This is a genomic window from Burkholderia arboris (assembly GCF_902499125.1).
GTDB lineage: Bacteria > Pseudomonadota > Gammaproteobacteria > Burkholderiales > Burkholderiaceae > Burkholderia > Burkholderia arboris.
In genome coordinates this window covers 1-21237 of the sequence record NZ_CABVPX010000019.1, presented here as the reverse complement: position 1 = coordinate 21237, position 21237 = coordinate 1, and the positions used below count along the sequence as shown (strand labels likewise).

22 protein-coding genes are annotated in these 21237 nt (G+C 66.7%); 12 read left to right on the top strand and 10 right to left on the bottom strand.

Features of this window, described 5'->3' with window-relative positions; translation table 11 throughout:
* Nucleotides 1-5: 5 nt before the first annotated feature.
* From vioA to BLA15945_RS22360, 5 genes are all read right to left on the bottom strand, one after another.
* Nucleotides 6-1148, bottom strand: coding sequence for a dTDP-4-amino-4,6-dideoxy-D-glucose aminotransferase VioA (vioA, locus tag BLA15945_RS22380; protein WP_059232715.1), 1143 nt, complete (start codon nt 1146-1148; stop codon nt 6-8).
* 28 nt (nt 1149-1176) lie between these two features.
* The gene (locus BLA15945_RS22375; RefSeq protein ID WP_174993401.1) at nt 1177-3525 is read right to left on the bottom strand and encodes a tetratricopeptide repeat protein; all 2349 of its coding nucleotides are present in this window, start codon (nt 3523-3525) and stop codon (nt 1177-1179) included.
* Nucleotides 3526-3766: 241 nt separating this feature from the next.
* Complete coding sequence (locus BLA15945_RS22370) at nt 3767-4066, bottom strand: flagellar protein FliT (RefSeq protein ID WP_059232713.1); 300 nt, start codon at nt 4064-4066, stop codon at nt 3767-3769.
* A gap of 25 nt (nt 4067-4091) precedes the next feature.
* Entirely contained in the window at nt 4092-5600 is a 1509-nt protein-coding gene (fliD, locus tag BLA15945_RS22365; RefSeq protein WP_059232712.1) for a flagellar filament capping protein FliD, read from the bottom strand.
* Between the two features lie 132 nt (nt 5601-5732).
* Entirely contained in the window at nt 5733-6890 is a 1158-nt protein-coding gene (locus BLA15945_RS22360; protein WP_059232711.1) for a flagellin, read from the bottom strand.
* Here BLA15945_RS22360 and BLA15945_RS22355 point away from each other — a divergent pair.
* Both BLA15945_RS22355 and rpsU read left to right on the top strand, forming a co-directional pair.
* Nucleotides 6889-7083: a hypothetical protein gene (locus BLA15945_RS22355; protein ID WP_155627096.1), complete on the top strand. Its 195-nt coding sequence runs from the start codon at nt 6889-6891 to the stop codon at nt 7081-7083. The genes BLA15945_RS22360 and BLA15945_RS22355 overlap by 2 nt on opposite strands.
* Nucleotides 7084-7411: 328 nt before the next feature.
* On the top strand, nt 7412-7624 hold the full coding sequence (gene rpsU / locus BLA15945_RS22350; RefSeq protein WP_006401410.1) for a 30S ribosomal protein S21: 213 nt from the start codon (nt 7412-7414) through the stop codon (nt 7622-7624).
* A 160-nt stretch (nt 7625-7784) separates the two neighbouring features.
* On the opposite strand, the gene BLA15945_RS22345 is transcribed toward rpsU, so the two are convergent.
* Complete coding sequence (locus BLA15945_RS22345; protein ID WP_174993400.1) at nt 7785-9908, bottom strand: TonB-dependent siderophore receptor; 2124 nt, start codon at nt 9906-9908, stop codon at nt 7785-7787.
* 230 nt (nt 9909-10138) lie between these two features.
* On the opposite strand from BLA15945_RS22345, the gene BLA15945_RS22340 reads away from it, so the two are divergent.
* Nucleotides 10139-11374: a PepSY-associated TM helix domain-containing protein gene (locus BLA15945_RS22340; protein ID WP_059232709.1), complete on the top strand. Its 1236-nt coding sequence runs from the start codon at nt 10139-10141 to the stop codon at nt 11372-11374.
* A gap of 65 nt (nt 11375-11439) precedes the next feature.
* Here BLA15945_RS22340 and BLA15945_RS22335 read toward each other — a convergent pair whose 3' ends face one another.
* The gene (locus BLA15945_RS22335; protein ID WP_059232708.1) at nt 11440-12042 is read right to left on the bottom strand and encodes a DNA-3-methyladenine glycosylase I; all 603 of its coding nucleotides are present in this window, start codon (nt 12040-12042) and stop codon (nt 11440-11442) included.
* A gap of 142 nt (nt 12043-12184) precedes the next feature.
* Between BLA15945_RS22335 and BLA15945_RS22330 the strand changes: the two genes are divergently transcribed.
* Both BLA15945_RS22330 and BLA15945_RS22325 read left to right on the top strand, forming a co-directional pair.
* Nucleotides 12185-13066: a BadF/BadG/BcrA/BcrD ATPase family protein gene (locus tag BLA15945_RS22330; RefSeq protein WP_059232707.1), complete on the top strand. Its 882-nt coding sequence runs from the start codon at nt 12185-12187 to the stop codon at nt 13064-13066.
* A 136-nt stretch (nt 13067-13202) separates the two neighbouring features.
* A complete protein-coding gene (locus BLA15945_RS22325) occupies nt 13203-14027 on the top strand; it encodes a Cof-type HAD-IIB family hydrolase (protein WP_059232706.1) in 825 nt (274 codons plus the stop codon).
* 132 nt (nt 14028-14159) lie between these two features.
* Here BLA15945_RS22325 and aqpZ read toward each other — a convergent pair whose 3' ends face one another.
* Nucleotides 14160-14903 (bottom strand): aquaporin Z, encoded by a 744-nt coding sequence (gene aqpZ, locus BLA15945_RS22320; RefSeq protein WP_006477345.1) that lies wholly within the window; start codon nt 14901-14903, stop codon nt 14160-14162.
* Between the two features lie 300 nt (nt 14904-15203).
* Between aqpZ and BLA15945_RS22315 the strand changes: the two genes are divergently transcribed.
* Nucleotides 15204-15500 (top strand): H-NS histone family protein, encoded by a 297-nt coding sequence (locus BLA15945_RS22315; protein ID WP_059232705.1) that lies wholly within the window; start codon nt 15204-15206, stop codon nt 15498-15500.
* A gap of 103 nt (nt 15501-15603) precedes the next feature.
* On the opposite strand, the gene BLA15945_RS22310 is transcribed toward BLA15945_RS22315, so the two are convergent.
* On the bottom strand, nt 15604-16668 hold the full coding sequence (locus BLA15945_RS22310) for a glycosyltransferase family 4 protein (RefSeq protein WP_059232704.1): 1065 nt from the start codon (nt 16666-16668) through the stop codon (nt 15604-15606).
* Nucleotides 16669-16896: 228 nt separating this feature from the next.
* A complete protein-coding gene (locus tag BLA15945_RS37730; protein ID WP_233464280.1) occupies nt 16897-17334 on the bottom strand; it encodes a hypothetical protein in 438 nt (145 codons plus the stop codon).
* Here BLA15945_RS37730 and flhD point away from each other — a divergent pair.
* From flhD to BLA15945_RS22280, 6 genes are all read left to right on the top strand, one after another.
* Nucleotides 17333-17653: a flagellar transcriptional regulator FlhD gene (gene flhD, locus BLA15945_RS22305; protein WP_011350590.1), complete on the top strand. Its 321-nt coding sequence runs from the start codon at nt 17333-17335 to the stop codon at nt 17651-17653. The genes BLA15945_RS37730 and flhD overlap by 2 nt on opposite strands.
* A 93-nt stretch (nt 17654-17746) precedes the next feature.
* The gene (flhC, locus tag BLA15945_RS22300) at nt 17747-18301 is read left to right on the top strand and encodes a flagellar transcriptional regulator FlhC (protein ID WP_034209584.1); all 555 of its coding nucleotides are present in this window, start codon (nt 17747-17749) and stop codon (nt 18299-18301) included.
* A gap of 167 nt (nt 18302-18468) precedes the next feature.
* Nucleotides 18469-19329, top strand: a complete 861-nt coding sequence (motA, locus tag BLA15945_RS22295; protein ID WP_006482649.1) for a flagellar motor stator protein MotA — start codon at nt 18469-18471, stop codon at nt 19327-19329.
* A 13-nt stretch (nt 19330-19342) separates the two neighbouring features.
* Nucleotides 19343-20362: a flagellar motor protein MotB gene (motB, locus tag BLA15945_RS22290; protein ID WP_059232703.1), complete on the top strand. Its 1020-nt coding sequence runs from the start codon at nt 19343-19345 to the stop codon at nt 20360-20362.
* A 29-nt stretch (nt 20363-20391) separates the two neighbouring features.
* Complete coding sequence (locus tag BLA15945_RS22285; RefSeq protein WP_034188085.1) at nt 20392-20769, top strand: response regulator; 378 nt, start codon at nt 20392-20394, stop codon at nt 20767-20769.
* Between the two features lie 33 nt (nt 20770-20802).
* A partial coding sequence (locus BLA15945_RS22280; RefSeq protein ID WP_174993399.1) for an Hpt domain-containing protein occupies nt 20803-21237 on the top strand: 435 nt, incomplete at its 3' end.

Below are 21237 nucleotides of genomic sequence, written 5' to 3'. Positions count from 1 at the left end.
GCGCGTCAGGCGGCGATCAGCCCGACGATGCGGCGCACCATGTCGTCGGTGAGCGCCGGATAGATCGGCAGGCACAGCACCTTGCGCGCCGCCTCGGTCGCGACGGGCAGGTTGTCGCGGCTCGCGGACGGCAGCCCGCGGTACATCGGGAAATCCGAAATCAGCGGATGGAAGTAGCGGCGCGCGTACACGTCGTAGTCGCGCAGCTTCTGGTACAGCGCGTCGCGGTCGAGCGGATAGTCTTCGTCGACGAGGATCGCGAAATACGCATGGTTCGCGACGGTCTGGCCGCCGAGCGGCACGCAGCGGATGCCGCGCACGTCGGCCAGCAGCGTGCGGTACAGCGTGTCGATTTCGCGGCGGCGCGCGAGTGCGCCGTCGATGTGCTGCAACTGCAGCATCCCGAACGCGGCGTTGATTTCGCTCATCTTGCCGTTGATGCCGGGCGCGACGACCGTGACTTCGTCGACGAAACCGAAGTTCTTCAGGTGATCGATCCGCTGCTTGGTCTTCGCGTCGGGGCAGATGATCGCGCCGCCCTCGAACGTGTTGAACACCTTCGTCGCGTGAAAGCTCAGCACCGACAGGTCGCCGTGGGTCAGCACGCTGCCGGTGGCGTTGCGCACGCCGAACGCATGTGCGGCGTCGTAGATCACGCGCAGGTTGTAGTTGTCGGCGATCTTCTGGATCGCGTCGACGTCGCACGGATTGCCGTAGCAGTGCACGGGCATGATCGCCGTGGTTTGCGGCGTGATCGCCGCCTCGATGCGTGCCGGGTCGAGATTGAGCGTGCCGGGCGCGACGTCGACGAAGACCGGCTTGATGCCGTTCCACAGCAGCGAATGCGCGGTCGCGACGAACGAGTACGGCGTCGTGATGACCTCGCCGGTGATGCGCAGCGCCTGCAGCGCGGTGACGAGCGCCAGCGTGCCGTTCGCGAACAGCGACAGGTGCGGCACGCCGAGGTACTCGCACAGCGCGCGCTCGAACTGCTGGTGGAACGGGCCGCCGTTGGTCAGCGTGCGGCTTTCCCAGATTTTCTCGAGGTACGGCACGAATTCCTCGAGCGGCGGCAGATGCGGTTGCGTGACGTAGATGCGTTCGTGCGGCAGTTGCGCGACGGACGACGCGGGCAGGCTGGCGGTCATGATGGTTTCTCTCGATCTGGCGTGGCGTTCAGGCCTCGGCCGCGGCCTGTGCGGTGGCCGTGTCGTCGAACAGCGGCGTGTCGAATGCGGTGACCGGTTCGTTCGCGCACCAGCGGGCCCACATCGTGCGCAGCGCCGACGACAGCCCGGCCGCGACCACGTCTGGCCGGAACGCGGCCGATTGCGCGCAGCGCGCGCGCAGGCCCGTGCGCAGTGCCTGCAGCGCGGCGGTGTCGTGCCCGAGCGCCAGCGCCTTCGCAACGAAATCGTCCTCGTCCGTCGCGATGTACGCATCGAGCCCGACGTGCTGCAGCCAGCCCGCGCTGCCGCGCCCGGCCATCGTCGCGCCGGGGATCGTCACGGTCGGCACGCCCATCCACAGCCCGTTCAGCGTGGTCGTCGAACCGGTATACGGGAACGTGTCGAGGCAGAGGTCGACGCCGTGATGCTGCTGCATGTAGACCGGAATGTTCGAGCGCCGGTGGAACGTCAGGCGATCGACACCGATGCCCGCGGCGGCGAACCATTCGGTCAGCGCGGCCTGATCGCGGTCGTTGCTGATCGCGCCGAGCGCCATGCGCGCGGTCGGGTCGGCATGCAGCACGCGCGCCCAGACCTCGATCACGTGCGGGCTCAGCTTGTTCAGGCGGTTGAAGCTGGCGTAGGTCGTGTAGCCGTTGTGCAGCGCCGGCAGCACGTTGACGGGCGGGCAATTGGGCGGCGGCATGAACGGCGCGATCGCGGGCAGCCGCACGATCTGCTCGACGAACTGGTCGTCGAATGCGCCGTGCGGCGCGACGAAGCGATCCGTCAGGTAGTAGTCCATCTCGGCGAGGCCGGTCGTGGCCGGATAGCCGATCCAGGATGCCTGCACCGGCGCCGCCCGCTGCGCCAGCGCGACGAGGCGGTTGCGGCCCGTATGGCCCGACAGGTCGATCACGATGTCGATCCGGTCGTTGCGCACACGCTCGAGGAAGGCCTGGTCGCTCATGCCGGCGACGTTGCGCCAGGTCGTCGCGTGGGCCTTGAAGCGTTCCGACGTGTGATCTTCCTCGAAGTGATTGTGATAGAAGTGCATCGCGATGCCGGGATCGGTCGCGAGCTGCTCGATCACGGGCACCGCGTAGGAGGCGACTGCGTGGCTGAACAGGTCGCCCGATACGAAGCCGATCTGCAGCTTGCGCGCCGGGTCGCGCGAGTTCGAGAACACGGCCGCGCGCTTGCGCTTGTGGTTGTCGTAGCGCTGGCCGAACTTGCGATGTTCGGCGACGAGCGCCTGCGGATCGAAGTCGCTGCTGTGCGCGATGCAGAACAGCATGCTGCTGTGCGTCACGCTGTCGGTCGGGTCGATTTCGATCGCGCGCTTCAACCAGCCCACCGCTTCCTCCGTGGCGCCCTGTTCGAGCAGCACGAAGCCGAGCGTGCTCATCGGGGCGGCCGCGCCCGGCGCGAGTTCGACCGCGCGCCGGCAGGTCGCGAGCCCTTCTTCGATGCGGCGCATCGCGAACAGCACGAGGCCGTGGATCCGCAGTCCCTCGGTGTGATCGGGCTGGAGCTCGAGCAGCCGGCGGCATTGGACGTCGGCTTCCGCGAGCCGGTTGACGGCCCGCAACGTATCGGCGAGCAGGATGCGCACGAGCACTTCGTCCGGCAGCAATTCGACCGTGCGAAAGCCGGCTTCGATCATCTCCGCGAAGCGGCCTTCCCGGTGATGCGACGCGGCCAGCGTACGCCAGCAGGCGCCGTCTTCCGGGTAGTCGGCGACCAGTTGCTTCGCGAGCGCGGTGGCTTCCGCATGCTTGTTCTTGTTGAACAGGGCGGCGTGCTTTTGCAGCAGGGCCTGGTTCGGGCGCCGGACCGGCTTGCCGGCGTCGTTCCGCACGACGGCGGCAGAAGCGGTTTCCAGGACGATCGCCGTTCCGATGCTGCTCGTGGCGACGGGCACCGCCGCGGTCGCAAGCACGATGTCGGGCGATGCCATCTGCCCGATCAGCCCTTCGAGCGCGGGGCCGCGGATGCCGCGCTGCTGCGCGATCTCGACGGCGATCCACGCGGCGGCCGTCTGTCCGCTGCGATGCAGCGCGTGGATGTAGCTGACCCAGTAATAGCCGTTGGCCGGGTTCGCGCCGATGGCGGCTTCGAAATGCGGCACCGCGTCGGCCGGACGGCCCGTATCCACCATCAGCACCGCGAGGTTGTAGTGCGCGTCGGCATGTGCCGGTACCGCGTCGAGAATGGCCTCGTACAGGGCCTGCGCGTCGTCGAATGCGCCGCTGCGCTGGCGCTCGAGCGCGTTGTCCATGACGAGCGCAATGTCCTGCGCAAGCTGCTGTTCGGGCGTGAGCGTGGCGGGGGCGGACAGTTCGAACGAGGGCATGATGAAATCTGCGGAAAGTCGGTCGATACCATTATGGGTAGCGTGCCGCCGCGCCGATGCCGCGAGATGACGGTAAAAGCCCGGTCAGTTTGGGCGATTGAACGGGCGGTCGCGACGCGACCGGCCGCGCGCAAAAAAAACGCCCGCACGAGGCGGGCGGAGGCGAACGAGCACGCCCTCACATCAGCGTGTAGTTCTTGTTGTCGGGTGGGCGCGCGCTTGCGGCGGCGCCAGGGACGGATCAGCGGTTCGCGATGCTCTGGTACTGGCCGACGGCCTGCACGCGGCTCATGGCCGCCTGGTATTCGTCGGTCAGGTCCTGCTGCGCGCGTTGCGCGTCGGCGAAAATGCGGTCGTTGCTGGTCTGCATGCGGCGGATCGCGGCGATGCCGGCCGGCGGCTGGTCGGCCGCGAGCGACGCGACGAGGGTCCAGCGCGCATCGACGAGGCGCACCGCCTCGGTCCAGTCGGCCATCGAGGCTGCGTGCTCGATCGCGTCGGTGAGCGCGTCGAGCTGCGCAATCAGTTCGGTCTGTTCCATCTGGACTCTCCTGTCCGGCTAGCGGTCAGCTCTTGTTGTTCGACATTGCGCCGGCGCTGTTCGCGCCGCCGAACAACTGCGTCAGGTACTGCGAGTTGCTGTTCATCGTCGCCATCAGCGTGTTGAGCGCGGTGAACTGCGCCTGGTACTGGGTGGTCAGCTGTGCGACATAGTTCGACAGGTTCGACTGCTGTTGCGAGACGTTCTTCAGGTCGTTGCTGAGCGCCGTCGTGCGCGCGGCGATCAGCCCGTTCGTCTTCGTGTAGTTCGTGATGTTCGTCGTCAGCTGCTCGCCGATCCCGTTCGTCGAGTTGAACAGCGATGCGACGCCCGTCGGGTTGTTCTGCAGCGCGCCGTTGAGCGCCGTGTTGTCGACCTGCAGCGTGCCGTCGGCCTGCAGCGTGACGCCGATCGACGCGAGGTTGACCGTCGAGCCGTTGCCGTTCACGCCGCTTGCGACGATCGACGCGAGCGCGTTCTTGATCGTGTTCAGCGTGGAGTCGCCGAGCAGCGGGCCTTGCGACGACGCGCCGGACGTGAAGCTCGACAGCGAGCCCATCGTCGTGACGAGCGTGTTGTAGAGCGTCGCGAAGTTGTTGATCGCGGCGGCCTGGGTTTTCGTGTCGGTGGCGACCGTCAACGTTTGCGGCTGCGTTCCGCTGACGGCGGCGCTGGTCAGGTTCAGCGTGACGCCGGTGATCGCGCTCGTCACGGTGTTGCTCGCGCTCGTGCCGGCGATGCCGTTGATCGTGAACGCGGCGTCCTGCGCGGCGGTGCTTTGCTTCCATGCGGCGCTGCCGTTCGCGGACGTGAACGTCGACTGCCCGCCCGTCGTGCTGGGCGTCGACGTGACGCCGAGGCTGGACAGGCCGTTGTCGCCGGCGACGTTGCTGAGCGCGACACTGATCGTGTTCGCCGCGCCGGTCGGCGTCGAGCTGAGCACGAGGTGCGCGCCGTCGCTGCCGTTGACGACCGACGCGACGATGCCCGGGTTGCCGGCCGTGTTGTTGATCGCGGCGGCGATGCCGGACAGCGTGTTGTTGGTACCGTTCACGTCGACCGTGAACGACTTGCTGCCGAGCGACAGCGTCATCGTGCCGGTGCCGAGCGCCGTCGACGAACCGAACGCGGCCGACGACAGCGACTGCGACGTCGCGATCTGCGTGACGCCGACCGAATAGCTGCCGGCCACCGCGCCGGCGCCCGCGGTCGCGGTGAGGCCGGTGCCGCTCGCGGTGGCGGTGAAGGTGTTCTGCAGCGAGCCGTTCGACAGCGTCGTGATGCTGGCCTGCAGTGCGCTCAGCGCGGCCGAAAGGGCGCCGAACGCGGAAATCTGGGTGTTGTCGCTGCTTTGCTGCGCGCTGAGCGCGGCAGCCTGACCGGCGGTCTTCGCATTGACGAGTGCCGTCACGAGCGAGTTGACGTCCATCGACGAGTTGCCGGTCGAACCGCTGATGATCGATTGGGCAGCCTGCTGCAGCTGGCTGTTGGCCGAGGCGGTGGCGGAATTGACGGCGGAATTGATCGTCGACATCGTGTTGCTCCGTGCGGCGGATGATCCGTGAGATTCTGGATGAAGACCTGGCTGCGGGGCAAGGCCCCGCGCGCCAAGTGCCTGCGGCCGGGCCGCGCGTTACGCGGAGCCCGGCCGTGGGTTGCTACGCGATTACTGCAGGAGCTTCAGGACCTGCTGCGGCAGCGAGTTCGCCTGTGCGAGCACCGAGATGCCTGCTTGCTGCAGCACCTGGTTCTTCGACATGTTCGCGGTTTCCTGCGCGAAGTTCGCGTCGGTGATCTGCGACTGTGCCGACGACAGGTCGGTCGATTCCGCTTGCTGCGCCGTGGCGATTGCCGTGAAACGGTTTTGCGCCGCGCCGAGTGCTGCCTGCAGGTTGTTCACCGTCTGCAGCGCGTTGTCGATCGACACCATCGCGACGTTCGCACCGCTGACCGTGCTGATGTCGAGGGTCGACACGGTGGACGGCTTGTTGACGGCGTTGATCTGCGCAACGGCGTTCGAGATCGCGGTGAGCGATGCTGCCGACATGCTGGAGCTGGTCGCGCCCGCGCTGATCGAGATCTGCGTGACGGCCTGGCCGTTGGACGCGGTACCTGCCGACGTCGTGAAGACTGCCGATGCTGCGGTGCTCGACAGCGTCGAACCGTTCTGGTCGGTGAACGTGAAGCCGCCCTTGCCGTCCGACGTCACGTTGATGGCCGTGATCGTTGCGCCCGACGACGTGTATGCGCCGCTTGCGTTGAGGCTCAGGCCCGTGATCGTGCCGACCGTCTGGCCCGTCTGAACGACGCCGCCGCCGATCTGGGCTGCCGACATGCTTTGGCTCAGGTCCAGCGAGATCGTCTGGCCGACGTTTGCGCCGACCTGGAACGACACGATGCCTGCGTTGCCGTTCAGGATGTTCGTGCCGTTGTACGTCGTTTGCGACGAGATACGGTTCACTTCCTGGATCTGCTGCGCAACTTCCTGTTGCAGTGCGGCCTGGTCGGTCGTGGACATCGTGCCCGTCGACGCCTGGACGGCCAGCTGGCGGATACGTTGCAGGCTGTTCGTCAGCGACGACAGTGCGCTCGATGCCGTTTGGATCATCGACACGCCGTCGTTCGCGTTCGACACGCCCTGGTTCAGACCGTTGATCTGCGTCTGCATCCGGGTCGAGATCGCGAGGCCTGCTGCGTCGTCTGCTGCGCTGTTGATGCGCTTGCCCGACGACAGGCGCGTGATGGCCTGCGACAGGGCGTTTTGCGAGCCGCTGAGGTTCTGCTGTGCAACCAGCGAGTTGATGTTGCTGTTAATTCCGAGCATGGAAATTCTCCTGTTTAAGCCGAAAGCCCTGGAAAGCCGTTTTGGCGTCGGCGGAAGCACTCGTTCATTGCTGGCCGCCTCAGAGCAGGATTTCGGCGCACCAAAACAAAACTTGAGGGGCGCATTGAGATTCGGCCCGATTTTTTATCCATATTTGTCATTTCAAACGGGCGCGACGCGATGCCGGCATTAACGGGGGCAGAGACCGGCCCGGGCACGCAGTCGTAACGCTGTGCACACGCGACCGACAAAGGGGTGGTTTTGTCTGTGATTCCCTGCTATGATGGCGGGCTGAATTGAGATTTCTGTCAAGCCTCTGCCGTTTTCGGCATGTCTGCTGGCAGTCAAACGCGGCGCTGCACGCGGCTTGTGAAGCGTACTCGCGGTGCTTTCCGCCTCTCATTTCCGGCCTCCGAGGCCGTATTTCCGCTCGTTTCGCCTGTTGTTGGGGGACGCTCGGATGGCCGGTGCGTGGCGCTTGGCCGCTACGTTTTTGACCGTTTAAGCAATTTAGGAACGACATGACGACGATTCTTCTGAAAGAAAACGAGCCGTTCGAAGTGGCGATTCGCCGCTTTCGCCGTGCTATCGAAAAAAATGGCCTGATCGCTGAACTGCGTGAGCGCCAGTCTTACGAAAAGCCGACCGCAGTCCGCAAGCGCAAGAAGGCAGCAGCCGTCAAGCGCCTGCACAAGCGCCTGCGCAGCCAGATGCTGCCGAAGAAGCTCCACTAAGAGCGTCTGACGGTTCGCCGCGAAACGGCGGAGTGTGCCTCGCAAGAGGCCACTCCGCCGTTTTGCTTGTGGGGTCCGGGAAAGTCCCGAGGCCGCCGCGGTGCGGCTTTGGCGGGCGTTCCGACTGATCGCCGGCGGCCGCCAACCGCCGGCGCGGCGCTCAGAAGTCGATTTTCGCGCTCAGGCTCACCGTGCGCGGGTCGCCCGGCTTGACGTAGTCCGCGTACTGGTATTCCCAGTAGCGGCGGTTCAGCACGTTGTCGATCGACGCGCGCAGCGTCACGTCGTGGCGGCCGACCCGCGTCAGGTAGCGCGCGCCTGCGTTGACGACCAGAAAGCCCGGCGCATCGAGGCCGCCGGCCGCGCGCAGCGGCGTCGCGCCGGTGAATTTCGCGTCGACGCCGAGCGTCAGCCCCGGCACGCCCGGCACCGCATAACCGAGGTCGCCGGCCAGCACGAAGCGCGGCGCGCCTGCAACACGGTTGCCGTTGTTGCCGATCCCGTTCGCGTACCACGCGTCGAGCAGCATCGCGTCGACCCCCGCGTTCCAGTGCGCGCCGAATTTCGCGCGCGCACCGACCTCGATGCCCTGGATGATCGATTCGCCGTCCTGCACGTAGACGTTCGCGGCGTTCGCATATTCGGCGCTGCGCTCGATGCGGAACAGCGCGGCCGTCGCGCTCCAGCGCGCGTGCTCGCTCTTGATCCCGAGCTCGTATTGCTTGCTGCGCAACGGCTTGAGCACCTGGCCCGCGTTCGCGTAGACGTCGTTCACGCGGCTGCCCGGCTCGAGCGATTCGGCGTAGCTTGCGTAGGCGGTGGTCGTCGGCGCGAGCTTGAGCATCACGGCGAAGGTCGGCGTCACCACGCCGTTCTGGCGATAGCCGGGGTCCTCGGCGCCGCTCGCCTGGAACGAGCGCTGCTCGTAATTCATGTAACGCACGCCGGCGAGCACCGACCAGCGCCCGGTGAGCTGCACGGTGTCGCTCGCGAACAGCGATTTCTGCACGATCTCGCTCGTGCGGTACTGGATGAAGCCGTGCGGGCTTTCATAGCGGTACGGATTCGGCGCGTAGAGGTTGCCGGCGCCGAGCGGCACGAAGACGCTGTTCGCCGAGTAGTCGTTCGCCTGCTTCTGCCACGATGCGCCGAGCACGATCTGGTGGCTGAACGGGCCCGTGCGCACCTTGCCCTCGACCATCGCGCGCCATTGGCTGAAGCGGTGATCCTCCATGCCGACGTAGCGGCTGTCGGTGTAGTTCCCGGCTGCGTCCTGCAGGTACAGCGTGCTTTCGTTGCGGCGGCGCGTCGCCTTGCTGTAGCTGTACGCGACGTCGAGCTGCCAGTCGGGCGCGAGCTGGTATTGCAGCCCGGCCGTATAGAGCTGCAGGTTCGTGTTCAGGTACTGGTCCTTGCCGCCGAGGTTCGTCGACCCGCCGCTGATCGTCGCGGGCAGCGCGCCGCCCGGATAGCTGCCGGTAAAGATCGACGGCGTCTGGCCGGTCGTGCGGCGGTCCTGGTACAGCGCGCCGAACGATACCGACAGGTCGCGCGTCAGGTTCGCCTGCAGCGCGAGCGATACGCTGTCGCGGCGGATGTTGCCGTCGTTGTACGTCTTGCCTTCCTCGTGCGTCGCGTTCAGCCGCGCGCCGAACATGTTGTTCGGCCCGAAGCGCTGGCCGAGATCGACGTGTTCGGTCCACACGTTGGTGCTGCGGTAGCCGACGTCGACGCTGCGCACGGGCTCGGCGCCCGGCTGCTTCGTCACGTAGTTCACGACGCCGCCCGGTGTCACGAAGCCGTACAGGAAGCCGCCGAGCCCCTTCAGCAGCTCGACGCGCTCGAGCTGCTCGTACGGCATCGTGATCCCGTACGTGACGAACGGCAGCCCGTCGATCTTGAAGCCGTTCTGCCAGTCGAGCTGCATGCCGCGCACGGTCATGTAGCTTGCCCATGCGCCGTACGCGCCGCTGTTGTCGGACACCGCTGCGTCGTTCGCGAACACGTCGCCGAGCTTGTATGGCTGGCGCGCCTCGAGCTCTTCCTGCGTGACGATCGTCGTCGAGAACGGCGTGTCGAGCTGGCGGCGCGTGCCGAGTGCGCCGGTCGAGATCGTGTCGGTCAGGTGTTGCGGCGAATCGTGCGCGGCCGTGATGTTGAGGGCCGGCAGCACCGCGGCGTCGCCGGGTGAATCGTCCGCGTGCGCGAGCGAGGCGGCAAGGCAGGCGAGGGCGGCGGCCACACGGCGTGGACGGACGGGAGGACGGGCGAGGCTGGCGGTCATGACGGGTGAGTAAAAATGCAAGTAAGAATCATTCGCATTGAGTTAAAATGTTGCGCATCGTATCAAAACCCGCCGACCGCGCAACATTTCCACGCCGCGCACAAGGGCATCCGGCCTCGCCTGGGCGCGGCCGGACGGCGCTTGCGCGGCGTTTGACATCACATGACCCGTCTTCCGTCGAACCGGGGCCGCCGCATCTGCCGGCCCGCCTTCCTGTCGCTGCGCACGCGATGAATGCGTTCCTGCGACCGTTTTTCGTCCGCCTGCATCGCTGGTTCGGGCTCGCCATCGCGCTGTTCCTGTTCGTCGCGGGGCTCACCGGCGCGCTGATTGCGTGGGACCACGAGCTCGACGCGGCGCTGAATCCGGATTTCTACGCCGCGCGCAGCGGCGCCGCACCGCTTGCACCGCTCGAACTCGCGGCGCGCATCGAGGCCGCCGATCCGCGTGTGCAGGTGACTTATCTGCCGCTCGCGGTCGAACCGGGGCACACGCTGCAGGCGAGCGTGATGCCGCGTACCGATCCGGCGACCGGCCAGCCGTACGCGCTCGGCTTCAGCCAGGTCGCCGTCGATCCCGCGACCGGCGTGGTGCAGGGCCGCCGCGAATGGGGCGCGCTGTCGCTCGCGCGGCTCGACCTGATGCCGTTCATCTACCGGCTGCACTACTCGCTGTTCCTGCCCGAGTACCGCGGGATCGACTTCGGGTTCTGGGCGATGGGTGTCGTCGGCATCGTGTGGGCGGCCGACTGCCTGATCGCGCTGGTGCTCGCGTTTCCGAACCTGAAAAGCTGGCGCAAGTCGTTCGCGTTCCGCGTGCGGCGCGGCGGCTATCCGCTCGTGTTCGACCTGCACCGCTCGGGCGGCGTGTGGGTGTGGGGGCTGCTGCTGGTCGTTGCGGTCACATCGATCTCGATGAACCTCGCCGTTCCGGTCGTGCGCCCGCTGGTCTCGCAGGTTTCGCCGCTCGCCGAGACGCCGTATACGAATCCCGAACATTTCCCGCCGGCCCCGCCGGGCAGCCAGGTGCTGTCGCGCGAGCGGATCGTCGAGATCGCGCGCTCGGCCGGGCGCGACGCGGGGATCACCGCGCCGCCCGGCGCGCTGCTGTTCGCCCCGGCGATGAACGCCTATGCGGTCGGGTTCTTCACGCCCGGCAACGACCACGGCGACGTCGGGCTCGGTAACGCGTGGCTGTACTGGAGTGCGGTGACCGGCAAGCCCGTCGCGGCCCTGGTGCCGGGCCGCGGTTCGGCCGGCGACCTGTTCATGCAGGCGCAGTTTCCGCTGCACTCGGGGCGGATTGCCGGTGTGGCGGGACGGATCGCGGTGAGCGTGCTCGGCGTCGTGATCGCGATGCTGAGCGTGACCGGGATCTGCATCTGGGTGAAGAAGCGCAGCGCGCGCGCGCGGGCCGCGCGAAGCGCGCGGCCGGTCGTACCGGCGTCATCGCGCGCCGCGCGGTAAGCGGGCGGCGCCCCACTGCCGCGAGGCAGCCGTGCCGGATGGGCCCCCGGCTTGCGCCGGCGCCCTCAGCCCGCGTTGCGCTTCCGTGCCGGCTGCTTGCCGCCGAGCGCCGCGCATGGCGCGTGGCACGGGCAGTCGACCTCGTGGTCGTTGACCATGCCGGTCGCCTGCATCAGCGCATAGCAGATCGTCGAACCCACGAACTTGCAGCCGTACGCCTTCAGCGCCTTGCTGAGCGCGTCGGACTGCTCGGTCGACGCGGGCGCGTCGCGGTATGACTGCCACGCATTCTGGACCGGCGTGTTGCCGACGAACGACCACAGGAACGCGGCGAGCGACCCGTGCTCCTCGCGGATGCGCTGCACGGCGCGAGCGTTGGTCACCGCCGATTCGACCTTCGCGCGGTTGCGCACGATGCCCGGATTCTCCAGCAGCTTCTCGATGCGCTTCGGCGTGAAGCGCGCGACGGCGTCGACGTCGAAATCCGCGAACGCTTCGCGATAGCCCGAACGCTTGTTCAGGATCGTCGACCACGACAGCCCGGCCTGCGCACCCTCCAGGATCAGCATTTCGAACAGGTGGCGATCGTCGTGCGACGGCACGCCCCACTCGGTATCGTGATAGTGAGCGTCCGCTTCCGTCTTCACCCAGTTGCACCGCTGCGACATCGTCTACCTCGTTTTCAGTGTCGATTCGATCGCGCCAGCATAGCGGAAGCCCTTTTCGCGGGATAGCAGGCCGAACGGCAGATGGGCGTGCGGCGCCGATCCGGTTAAGCTTGGCGCCTGTTCGAATCAGCAGGATGAAGGCATGGCGGCATTACTTTTTGCGATCGGCATCGACGGCGGCGGCACGGGTACGCGCGCGGTGCTGGCCGACCGGCACGGGCGCGAGCTCGCTCAGGGGCGCGGCGGCCCGTCGGGTCTCGGCCTCGGCATCGAGCGCGCATGGGCGTCGATCGGCGCCGCGTGCGCGGATGCGTTCACGCAGGCCGGCTTCGCGTTCAACTGGCCGCAGTGCGCGCTCGGCTGCGGGCTCGCGGGCGTCAACAACGCGGCGTGGCTGGCCGCGTTCCGCGCGCAGGCGCCGCTCGGCGCGCTCGCGATCGAGAGCGACGCATATACGACCGTCGTCGGTGCGCACGGCGGCGCGCCGGGGCTCATCGTCGCGCTCGGCACCGGCAGCATCGCGGCGGCGCTCGACGCGGCCGGCGCGTGCCGGATCGCGGGCGGCTTCGGCTTTCCGTCCGGCGACGAGGCGAGCGGCGCGTGGCTCGGCGTGCGCGCGCTCGCGTACGCGCAACAGGCGCTCGACGGCCGCGTGCCGCGCGACGCGTTTGCCGATGCGCTGCTCGCGGAAACGGGCGCGCAGGATCGCGACGCGCTCGTCCAGTGGTCGTGCGATGCGAACCAGACAATCTACGCGCGCCTCGCGCCGATCGTATTCGCGCATCGCACGCATCCGGTAGCCGGCGCGCTGATCGCGCAGGCCGGCGACGAGATCGGCAAGATGATCGATGCGCTCGATCCGCAGCAGGCGCTCCCGGTCGCGCTGTGCGGCGGGCTGGCCGACGCGCTCGCACCGGTCGTGCCGGCGCGTCACGCCGCCCGGCTGCGCGCGCCGCTCGACGATTCGGCGCATGGCGCGCTGCGGCTCGCGCTGCAGGCGCTGCGGGCGGCGGAAGGCGGCTGAAGCCGGGATGGGGCGGGGTGGCGGCGCGTCGCAGCAGCCTCGAAGGCGGCACCTGGTGGGGAACCGTCCGGCGCGCCGCCGGGCACGACGTTAAAATGGCGATTCCGCAGAGCCCTGAGCGCCATTCTCCCGTCCCATGTACAAAGTTATCGCCACCGATCTCGACGGTACGCTGCTGAACAGCGACCACCAGCTCGACCCGTACACGATCGACACCGTCCGCCGGCTCGACCGCGACGGCCTGCAGTTCGTGATCGCGACGGGGCGCCATTATGCGGACGTCGCCGGCATTCGCGACGTGCTCGGCATCCGGCCGTACCTGATCACGTCGAACGGCGCGCGCGTGCACGCGCCGGACGACACGACGATCCACGCGCAGGACATCGATCCCGCGATCGTGCGCGGCCTCGTGCAGCCGGACGTCACCGGCGCGCACGGCCGCGTGATCGTCAACCTGTTCACCAACGACGGCTGGCTGATCGACCGCGATGCGCCGCACCTGCTCGATTTCCACCAGGATTCGGGCTTCCGGTACGACGTGATCGACATGGCCGCGCATGACGGCGCCGATATCGCGAAGGTGCTGTATATCGGCGAGCCGGCCGATCTGGCCGTGGTCGCCGAGCAGATGCGCGTGCGTTTCGGCGATGCGCTGTACGTCACGTACTCGCTGCCCGACTGTCTCGAAGTGATGACCGCGAACGTGTCGAAAGGCCGCGCGCTGCGTACGGTGCTCGCGCGGCTCGGCGTCGATACCGGCCACTGCATCGCGTTCGGCGACAACATGAACGACATCGACCTGCTCGAAACCGCCGGTCACGCGTTCATGATGAACAACGCGAACCCCGACCTGGTCGCGCGGCTGCCGCACATCCCGCGGATCGGCAACAACTTCGATGCGGGCGTTGCCCGCCACCTGCGCACGCTGTTCTCGCTCGAGGGCAACGTCGCCGCTTCCTGAGCGCCCGGCCCCGCGCGCGTTTCCGGAGCGGAAATGAAAAACGGGCGCCAGGGGCGCCCGTCGAAATTGCCTGCCTCGATGTTCTTGGACAGCGTGAGGCTCGCTGCTCTGCTCGCTTGACCCCGTAGTGTTTTATTCGCTTGTGCGAGCCGATGCCGGCAGCAGGTCGACGGCGTCGTCACGCCCGGCGACCAGCGGGTAAATGATCCCTGCGAGTACTGCGCCGATCAGCGGCGCCACCCAGAACAGCCAGAGCTGGCCGATCGCGTCGCCGCCGACGAACAGCGCCGGGCCGGTCGAGCGCGCCGGGTTCACCGACGTGTTGGTGACCGGGATCGAGATCAGGTGAATCAGCGTCAGGCACAGGCCGATCGCGATCGGCGCAAAGCCGGCCGGCACACCGCGCTTGTCGGTCGCGCCGAGGATCACGAACAGGAAGAAGCCCGTCATCACGACTTCGCAGATGAACGATGCGGTCAGCGAGTAGTGGCCGGGCGAGCGATCGCCGAAGCCGTTCGTCGCAAAGCCGCTGCCGACGACGTCGAAGCCCGGCTTGCCGGTCGCGATCAGGTACAGCACGAACGCGCCGAGCGTCGCGCCGACGACCTGCGCGACGATGTACGGCGCGAGATCGCGTGCCGGGAAGCGGCCGGCGACCGTCAGACCGACGCTCACCGCCGGATTCAGGTGGCAACCCGAGATGTGGCCGATTGCGAATGCCATCGTCAGCACGGTCAGGCCGAAGGCAAGTGCGACGCCGGCAAAGCCGATGCCGAGGCCCGGAAAGGCGGCAGCCAGCACGGCGCTTCCGCACCCGCCGAGCACCAGCCAGAACGTGCCGAATACCTCTGCAGCGAGACGCTGAGAAAGATTCATGTAAGGACCTCGTCCAAGTGGGTTGAAGACCGCCGGACGACACTGCGGATTTATTCCATCGCCCGGAATTGGTCTGGATTATAGGAAATGAATCGGGTCCGGGAGGGTCAACGATTGTTAAATTTGAATGGCTGACGAATACCTTTTATTAGAATAAGTCCGCATTCTCGATATAGACGATTCGGTTAAAGATGACAGCATTTATTTCGAAGGGCAGGGCGGCAGTGCGGATGGCGTAACGGATGTTGGTGTCCCGGCCGGATTCGCCGGGGCCGCATCATCGAAAAGGGGAGTCGAAAAATGTCTCAATACGCGAAACTCAAGGCGCAGATCGCCGATCTGCAGGCCCAGGCGGACGACGTACGCCGCCAGGAAGTGGCGGCGGTGATTGCCGACGTCCAGCGAATGATTGCCGAATACGGCCTGACGGCCCAGGACCTGGGGTTCGCGGAGCGGGCACGGCGCGGGCGCCCCCCGAAGAAGGCGCCGCTGCCGCCGAAGTACCGCGATCCGAAGTCGGGTGCAACCTGGAGCGGGCGCGGCAAGCCGCCGAATTGGATCGTCGGGAAAAACCGCGAGCGTTTCGCGATCGAATGACTGAAAGCCAAATAGAAAGAGCCGCATCGACGATGCGGCTCTTTTGTTTTGCGCGCCGATTTCGGCGCGGATTTTACCGAATATTTCGGCGCGGATTTCCGTATCAGGCGCCCGCGACCCGGCGCAATACCGGTTGCTTGGTCGCCGTGCAAAGCGATTCGTAAGTTTCCACATAACGCTGCGCCATTGCCTTCGAGCTGAAACGCGTGTCGAAACGCTGGCGGATCGCGGTGCGCGACAGCGTGTCGATCCGGTGCAGCGCACCGACCGCGCCCTGCACGTCCTCGACGATGAAGCCGGTCACGCCGTCCTCGATCACTTCCGGCACCGAGCCGCGATTGAACGCGACGACCGGCGTGCCGCAGGCCATCGCCTCGATCATCACCAGGCCAAACGGCTCCGGCCAGTCGATCGGGAACAGCAGCGCCTTCGCGCCGGACAGGAACGCAGGCTTCTGCGCCTCGTTGATCTCGCCGATGAACTCGACGTGCGCCTCGCCGAGCAGCGGTTCGATCACTTCCTTGAAATAGTCGGCGTCGGCCTTGTCGACCTTCGCGGCGATCTTCAGCGGCAGCCCGCTTTGCGCGGCGATCCGGATCGCGGTGTCGACCCGCTTTTCGGGGCAGATCCGGCCGAGGAACGCGAGGTATTCGGGCTTCACGCCCGGCTGCGGCGTGAGCAGCGTGTCGGGCAGCCCGTGATACACGGTGCCGGCCCACGCGGCCTGCGGCAGCGGCTTGCGCTGGTTGTTCGAGATCGACACGACCGGCGCGTCCGGGAACGCGTCGAACACCGGCTGCAGCTCCGGCAGGTCGAGGCGGCCGTGCAGCGTCGTCACGTACGGCGTATCGAGGCGCGACATCAGCGGGAACGGCAGGTAGTCGAGGTGGAAGTGCAGCACGTCGAATTCGTGCGCGACCCGGGCGACCTGCTCGAGGAGCCGCATGTGGGGCGCCATCGAATCGCGGATCGACGGGTCGAGCCGCAGTGCGCGCGGCCACGCCGCCTCGAGACGGGCCGACGTGACGGAGTCGCCGCTGGCGAACAGCGTCACGTCATGGCCGAGTTCGACGAGCGCCTCGGTGAGGTAGGACACGACACGCTCGGTGCCGCCGTAGAGTTTCGGCGGAACGGCTTCGTAAAGCGGCGCGATCTGGGCAATTCGCATGGGTGTTCTCCGGTTTCGATCCGTGGGCGCCGTGGCGCCGCTGTGGATCCCATCCAACGTTGCGGAACTCGCCGACGCCCGCGTTTGGCGGTACGTGGCCGGGCCCTGGGCGGGGTGCGCGGGGCGCCGGACGGCAAGCTGCGGGGCGGGCCGGCACGGCTCGCGCCGCCGCCCATTGGAGTCCATTATCGATATCGCCCTGAAGGGTTCGAGTGTTTTTTCAAACACTTAAGGCTTGTTACACGATGAAATACGCGAAAACCCCGAGAAAAAGGGCGCGGAATCGTGAAGCGAGATGGCCGCAACTATTGTTGCGCTATCGTGAAAAAGCACTACAATTTTTACCGATCCGATTGTCGGCAGCCTTGCCGGCAAGCCTTCCGCCACCGCGCGGCGGCCATCGGGCGCCTCGCAACCGAATCCGCGTTGCAACCCGTTTTTCCGATTGCTCCTTTCAATTCGCTTTGTCGGAAAAATTCCTACACGGTTTACAGACAAATCCTGCATGGCATACGCCACTTCGCTGATACCGGCGTAAATGCCGTTTGGCCAAAATTCGCCCTGTAAGACTATAAACGAGCCGACCGAGCGCCAAGAGCGCTCCGAACGAGCAAACGTTTTCATAACACGAATGGCCAAAGCAAAGCTCTTTAACGGGGGAATCATGAGCGCTACCAGCGAAATGCTCAGTGAGATCAAAGAGGTCAACCTGTCGTACCTCCTCCTCGCGCAACGACTGCTGCGGGAAGACAAGGCGATGGGCATGTTCCGCATGGGCATTTCCCAGGAACTCGCCGACGTGCTCGCCAACCTCACGCTCGCACAGACCGTGAAGCTGGCTGCGTCGAACCAGATGCTGTGCCGTTTCCGCTTCGATGATCACGCGCTGCTGTCGTCGCTCGCCGACAAGGGCCGCAGCGATGTCGTCGCGCACGCCCACTCGGCCATCCTGATGGCCGGGCAGCAGGTCGAAGGCGTCCGCTGATCCATCCCGCCTTGCGTTGTGTCCCGGCGTGCCGCGCCGGCAGGCAGCGTATTGGCCATCCATCCGAACAACGTCAAGCGGACGGTTATCACCATGGCAAGCAAAAGCGTCGTGATCGAGGTGAAGGAAATCACCCTCGCCATCGAACTGATCGAACTGGGCGCCCGGCTGCAGCTGCTGGAAGCGGAGACGAGCCTGTCGCGGGACCGTCTGATCAAGCTGTACAAGGAACTGAAGGGCGTATCGCCGCCGAAGGGGATGCTGCCGTTCTCGACCGACTGGTTCATGACGTGGCAGCCGAACATCCACTCGTCGCTGTTCTACAACATCTACCGGTTCATGCAGGACCACGGCCGTTGCGAGCCGATCCAGTCGATCGTGAAGGCGTACCGGCTCTATCTGGAGCACGTGAACCTGTCCGGCGACGAGGCCGCGCTGAGCCTCACGCGCGCATGGACGCTCGTGCGCTTCTTCGATTCGGGGATGCTGCAGATGACCCCGTGCACGCGCTGCGGCGGCCACTTCGTCGCGCATGCGCATGATCCGCATCAAGGTTTCGTGTGCGGCCTGTGCCAGCCGCCGTCGCGCGCGGGCAAGACCCGCAAGGCTGCCGCCGCACGCGCCGAACTGGCTGCTGCCGCGGCCTGAGCGCCGCCGGGCGGGGCGCTCAGGCGCCCGCGGGCCGCGCGAATCGTCTGCGAATTGCTGGTAAACACCGTCGGGCCGCCGCCGGGCGGCCGCGAAAGTTTTCCTGCCGACTGCCGTAAACCTGTTTAACGGCGGTCTTCCCGCCGGTCTATCGTGAGGGACAGGCAGTGCTGATTATCGTGGGAACTCTCGTGACGCTGTTGTCCGTCTTCGGCGGTTATGCGCTGGCAGGCGGGCATCTGGGCGCCTTGATCCAGCCCGTCGAGATCCTGATGATCGCGGGCGCCGGCGTCGGCGCGTTCATCCTCGGCAACGGCGGCAAGACCATCAAGGCGACGCTGCGCGTGCTGCCGACGCTCTTCAAGGGCTCGAAGTACACGAAGGACGTCTACATGGAGCTGATGGCGCTGCTCTACGTGCTGCTCGCGAAGGCACGCAAGGAAGGCACGCTGACGCTCGAGGCCGACATCGACGATCCGCAAAAGAGCCCGATCTTCACGCAATACCCGAAGATCCTCGCCGATCATCACATCGTCGAATTCCTGACCGACTACCTGCGCCTGATGGTGGGCGGCAACATGAACGCGTTCGAGATCGAGAGCCTGATGGACGAGGAGATCGAGACGCACCACGCGGAAGGCGAAGGCCCGGCGCACGCGCTGATGCGCGTCGGCGACGCGATGCCGGCGTTCGGGATCGTCGCGGCCGTGATGGGCGTCGTGCACACGATGGCCTCGGCCGACAAGCCGCCCGCGGTGCTCGGCGCGATGATCGCGCAGGCGCTGGTCGGCACGTTCCTCGGGATCCTGCTGTCGTACGGGCTGATCGGGCCGCTCGCGAGCCTCGCGGAGCAGCGCGTCGCCGAGTCGACCAAGATGTTCCAGTGCATCAAGGTGACGATCCTCGCGACGCTGAACGGCTATGCGCCGGCGATTGCGGTCGAGTTCGGTCGCAAGGTGCTGTTCTCGACCGAGCGCCCGTCGTTCTCGGAGCTCGAAGAGCACGTGCGCCGCGTGAAGGCGAAGTGACGCGGAGCGCCCGATGAGCAAGAGCAAGGATCGCGCGATCGTCGTCAAGCGGGTGGCCCCGGCGAAGAAGGGCCATCACGGCGGCGCATGGAAGCTCGCGTATGCGGACTTCATGACCGCGATGATGGCGTTCTTCCTGCTGATGTGGCTGCTGAGCTCGGTCACGCCGGTGCAGCTGAAGGGGATCGCCGAATACTTCAACACGCCGCTGAAGGCCGCGCTGCTCGGCAGCGGCGACCGCAATTCGCAGGACTCCAGCATCCTCAACGCCGGCGGTCGCGACCTGTCGAGCGCCGATGCCGGCACGCTGCGCCGCACCGACGGCACGACGCAGCTCGCCGATCGCATCGCGAAGACCGGCGACAACAACACGCGCTCGCAGGCGCAGGGCGCGCAGGACCGGCTCGAGCAGACGCGCCTGCACGACCTGCAGATCAAGCTGATGGCGGCGATCGAGGCCAACCCGACGCTGCGCCAGTTCAAGCAGCAGATCCGCATCGATTCGACGCTGATGGGGCTGCGCATCGAGATCGTCGATACGCAGAAGCGGCCGATGTTCGCGATGTCGAGCGACCGCGTCGAGCCGTACATGCGCGACATCCTGCGCGAGATCGGCAAGACGCTGAACGACGTGCCGAACCGGATCATCGTCCAGGGCCATACCGACGCCGTGCCGTACGCGGGCGGCGAGGGCGGCTACAGCAACTGGGAGCTGTCGGCCGACCGCGCGAACGCGTCGCGCCGCGAGCTGATTTCCGGCGGCATGGACGAGGCGAAAGTGCTGCGCGTGCTCGGCCTCGCGTCGACGCAGAACCTGAACAAGGCCGATCCGCTCGATCCGGAAAACCGCCGGATCAGCGTGATCGTGTTGAACCGTAAATCCGAAGAGGCGCTGATGCGCGACGACGCAACGACCACGACGCTGTCGGCCGACGCGGCCGGCTCGAAGCAGCTCGCGCAGCAGCTCGGCAGCGCGGCGCCGGCCGTGCGCCCCGCGCTCGCGGCATCCGCCGTCGCCGTACCGAAACCCTGACATCGACAAGACCAGCTTCCGAGACAGACATGATCCGAACCATTCTCGCCATCGACGACTCCGCGACCATGCGCGCACTGCTGCAGGCGACGCTTGCACAGGCCGGCTATGACGTGACGGTGGCGCCGGACGGCGAAGCCGGCTTCGACATGGCCGCAACCGCGCCGTACGACTTGGTGCTGACCGACCAGAACATGCCGCGCAAGAACGGGCTCGAGGTGATCGCCGCGCTGCGCAAGCTGACCGCGTATGCGGACACGCCGATCCTCGTGCTGACGACCGAGGGCAGCGATGCCTTCAAGGACGCCGCGCGCGACGCGGGCGCGACCGGCTGGATCGAAAAGCCGATCGACCCGGCCGTGCTGGTCGACCTGGTCGCGACGCTGTCCGAGCCGGCCGCCTCCTGACATGAACGCGACGAATTCAACCGGTGACCGGGCATGACTCTCGACATCACTCAGTTCTACCAGACCTTTTTCGACGAAGCGGACGAGCTGCTCGCGCAGATGGAGCAGCTGCTGCTGAACCTCGACGTCGACTCGCCCGACCCCGAAGACCTGGCCGCGATCTTTCGCGCCGCGCATTCGATCAAGGGCGGTGCGGCGACGTTCGGCTTTTCCGCGCTGACCGATACGACGCACATCCTCGAATCGCTGCTCGACCGCGCGCGCAACCATGAGCTGACGCTGACCAAGGACATGGTCGACGCGTTCCTGGAAACCAAGGACGTGCTGTCCGACCAGCTCGCGGACTACCGCGCGAGCGCCGAACCGGACGCGGCCGCCGCCGCGACGATGTGCGCGAAGCTCGAGCGGCTGAAGGCCGAGAGCGGCGCGGGGGCGCCGGCGGCGGTCGCCGAGCCCGCGCCTGCCGCG

Excerpts from the sequence above, each read along its gene's own strand:
- BLA15945_RS22360 (WP_059232711.1), bottom strand. The coding sequence starts at position 6,890 with ATGCTCGGAATTAACAGCAACATCAACTCGCTGGTTGCACAGCAGAAC.
- fliD (WP_059232712.1), bottom strand. The coding sequence starts at position 5,600 with ATGTCGACGATCAATTCCGCCGTCAATTCCGCCACCGCCTCGGCCAAC.
- BLA15945_RS22310 (WP_059232704.1), bottom strand. The coding sequence starts at position 16,668 with ATGCGAATTGCCCAGATCGCGCCGCTTTACGAAGCCGTTCCGCCGAAA.
- BLA15945_RS22330 (WP_059232707.1), top strand. The coding sequence starts at position 12,185 with ATGGCGGCATTACTTTTTGCGATCGGCATCGACGGCGGCGGCACGGGT.
- aqpZ (WP_006477345.1), bottom strand. The coding sequence starts at position 14,903 with ATGAATCTTTCTCAGCGTCTCGCTGCAGAGGTATTCGGCACGTTCTGG.
- BLA15945_RS37730 (WP_233464280.1), bottom strand. The coding sequence starts at position 17,334 with ATGATTCCCCCGTTAAAGAGCTTTGCTTTGGCCATTCGTGTTATGAAA.
- BLA15945_RS22355 (WP_155627096.1), top strand. The coding sequence starts at position 6,889 with ATGGAAATTCTCCTGTTTAAGCCGAAAGCCCTGGAAAGCCGTTTTGGC.
- BLA15945_RS22315 (WP_059232705.1), top strand. The coding sequence starts at position 15,204 with ATGTCTCAATACGCGAAACTCAAGGCGCAGATCGCCGATCTGCAGGCC.
- vioA (WP_059232715.1), bottom strand. The coding sequence starts at position 1,148 with ATGACCGCCAGCCTGCCCGCGTCGTCCGTCGCGCAACTGCCGCACGAA.
- BLA15945_RS22375 (WP_174993401.1), bottom strand. The coding sequence starts at position 3,525 with ATGCCCTCGTTCGAACTGTCCGCCCCCGCCACGCTCACGCCCGAACAG.
- BLA15945_RS22325 (WP_059232706.1), top strand. The coding sequence starts at position 13,203 with ATGTACAAAGTTATCGCCACCGATCTCGACGGTACGCTGCTGAACAGC.
- BLA15945_RS22370 (WP_059232713.1), bottom strand. The coding sequence starts at position 4,066 with ATGGAACAGACCGAACTGATTGCGCAGCTCGACGCGCTCACCGACGCG.
- rpsU (WP_006401410.1), top strand. The coding sequence starts at position 7,412 with ATGACGACGATTCTTCTGAAAGAAAACGAGCCGTTCGAAGTGGCGATT.
- flhC (WP_034209584.1), top strand. The coding sequence starts at position 17,747 with ATGGCAAGCAAAAGCGTCGTGATCGAGGTGAAGGAAATCACCCTCGCC.
- flhD (WP_011350590.1), top strand. The coding sequence starts at position 17,333 with ATGAGCGCTACCAGCGAAATGCTCAGTGAGATCAAAGAGGTCAACCTG.
- BLA15945_RS22335 (WP_059232708.1), bottom strand. The coding sequence starts at position 12,042 with ATGTCGCAGCGGTGCAACTGGGTGAAGACGGAAGCGGACGCTCACTAT.
- BLA15945_RS22340 (WP_059232709.1), top strand. The coding sequence starts at position 10,139 with ATGAATGCGTTCCTGCGACCGTTTTTCGTCCGCCTGCATCGCTGGTTC.
- motB (WP_059232703.1), top strand. The coding sequence starts at position 19,343 with ATGAGCAAGAGCAAGGATCGCGCGATCGTCGTCAAGCGGGTGGCCCCG.
- BLA15945_RS22285 (WP_034188085.1), top strand. The coding sequence starts at position 20,392 with ATGATCCGAACCATTCTCGCCATCGACGACTCCGCGACCATGCGCGCA.
- BLA15945_RS22345 (WP_174993400.1), bottom strand. The coding sequence starts at position 9,908 with ATGACCGCCAGCCTCGCCCGTCCTCCCGTCCGTCCACGCCGTGTGGCC.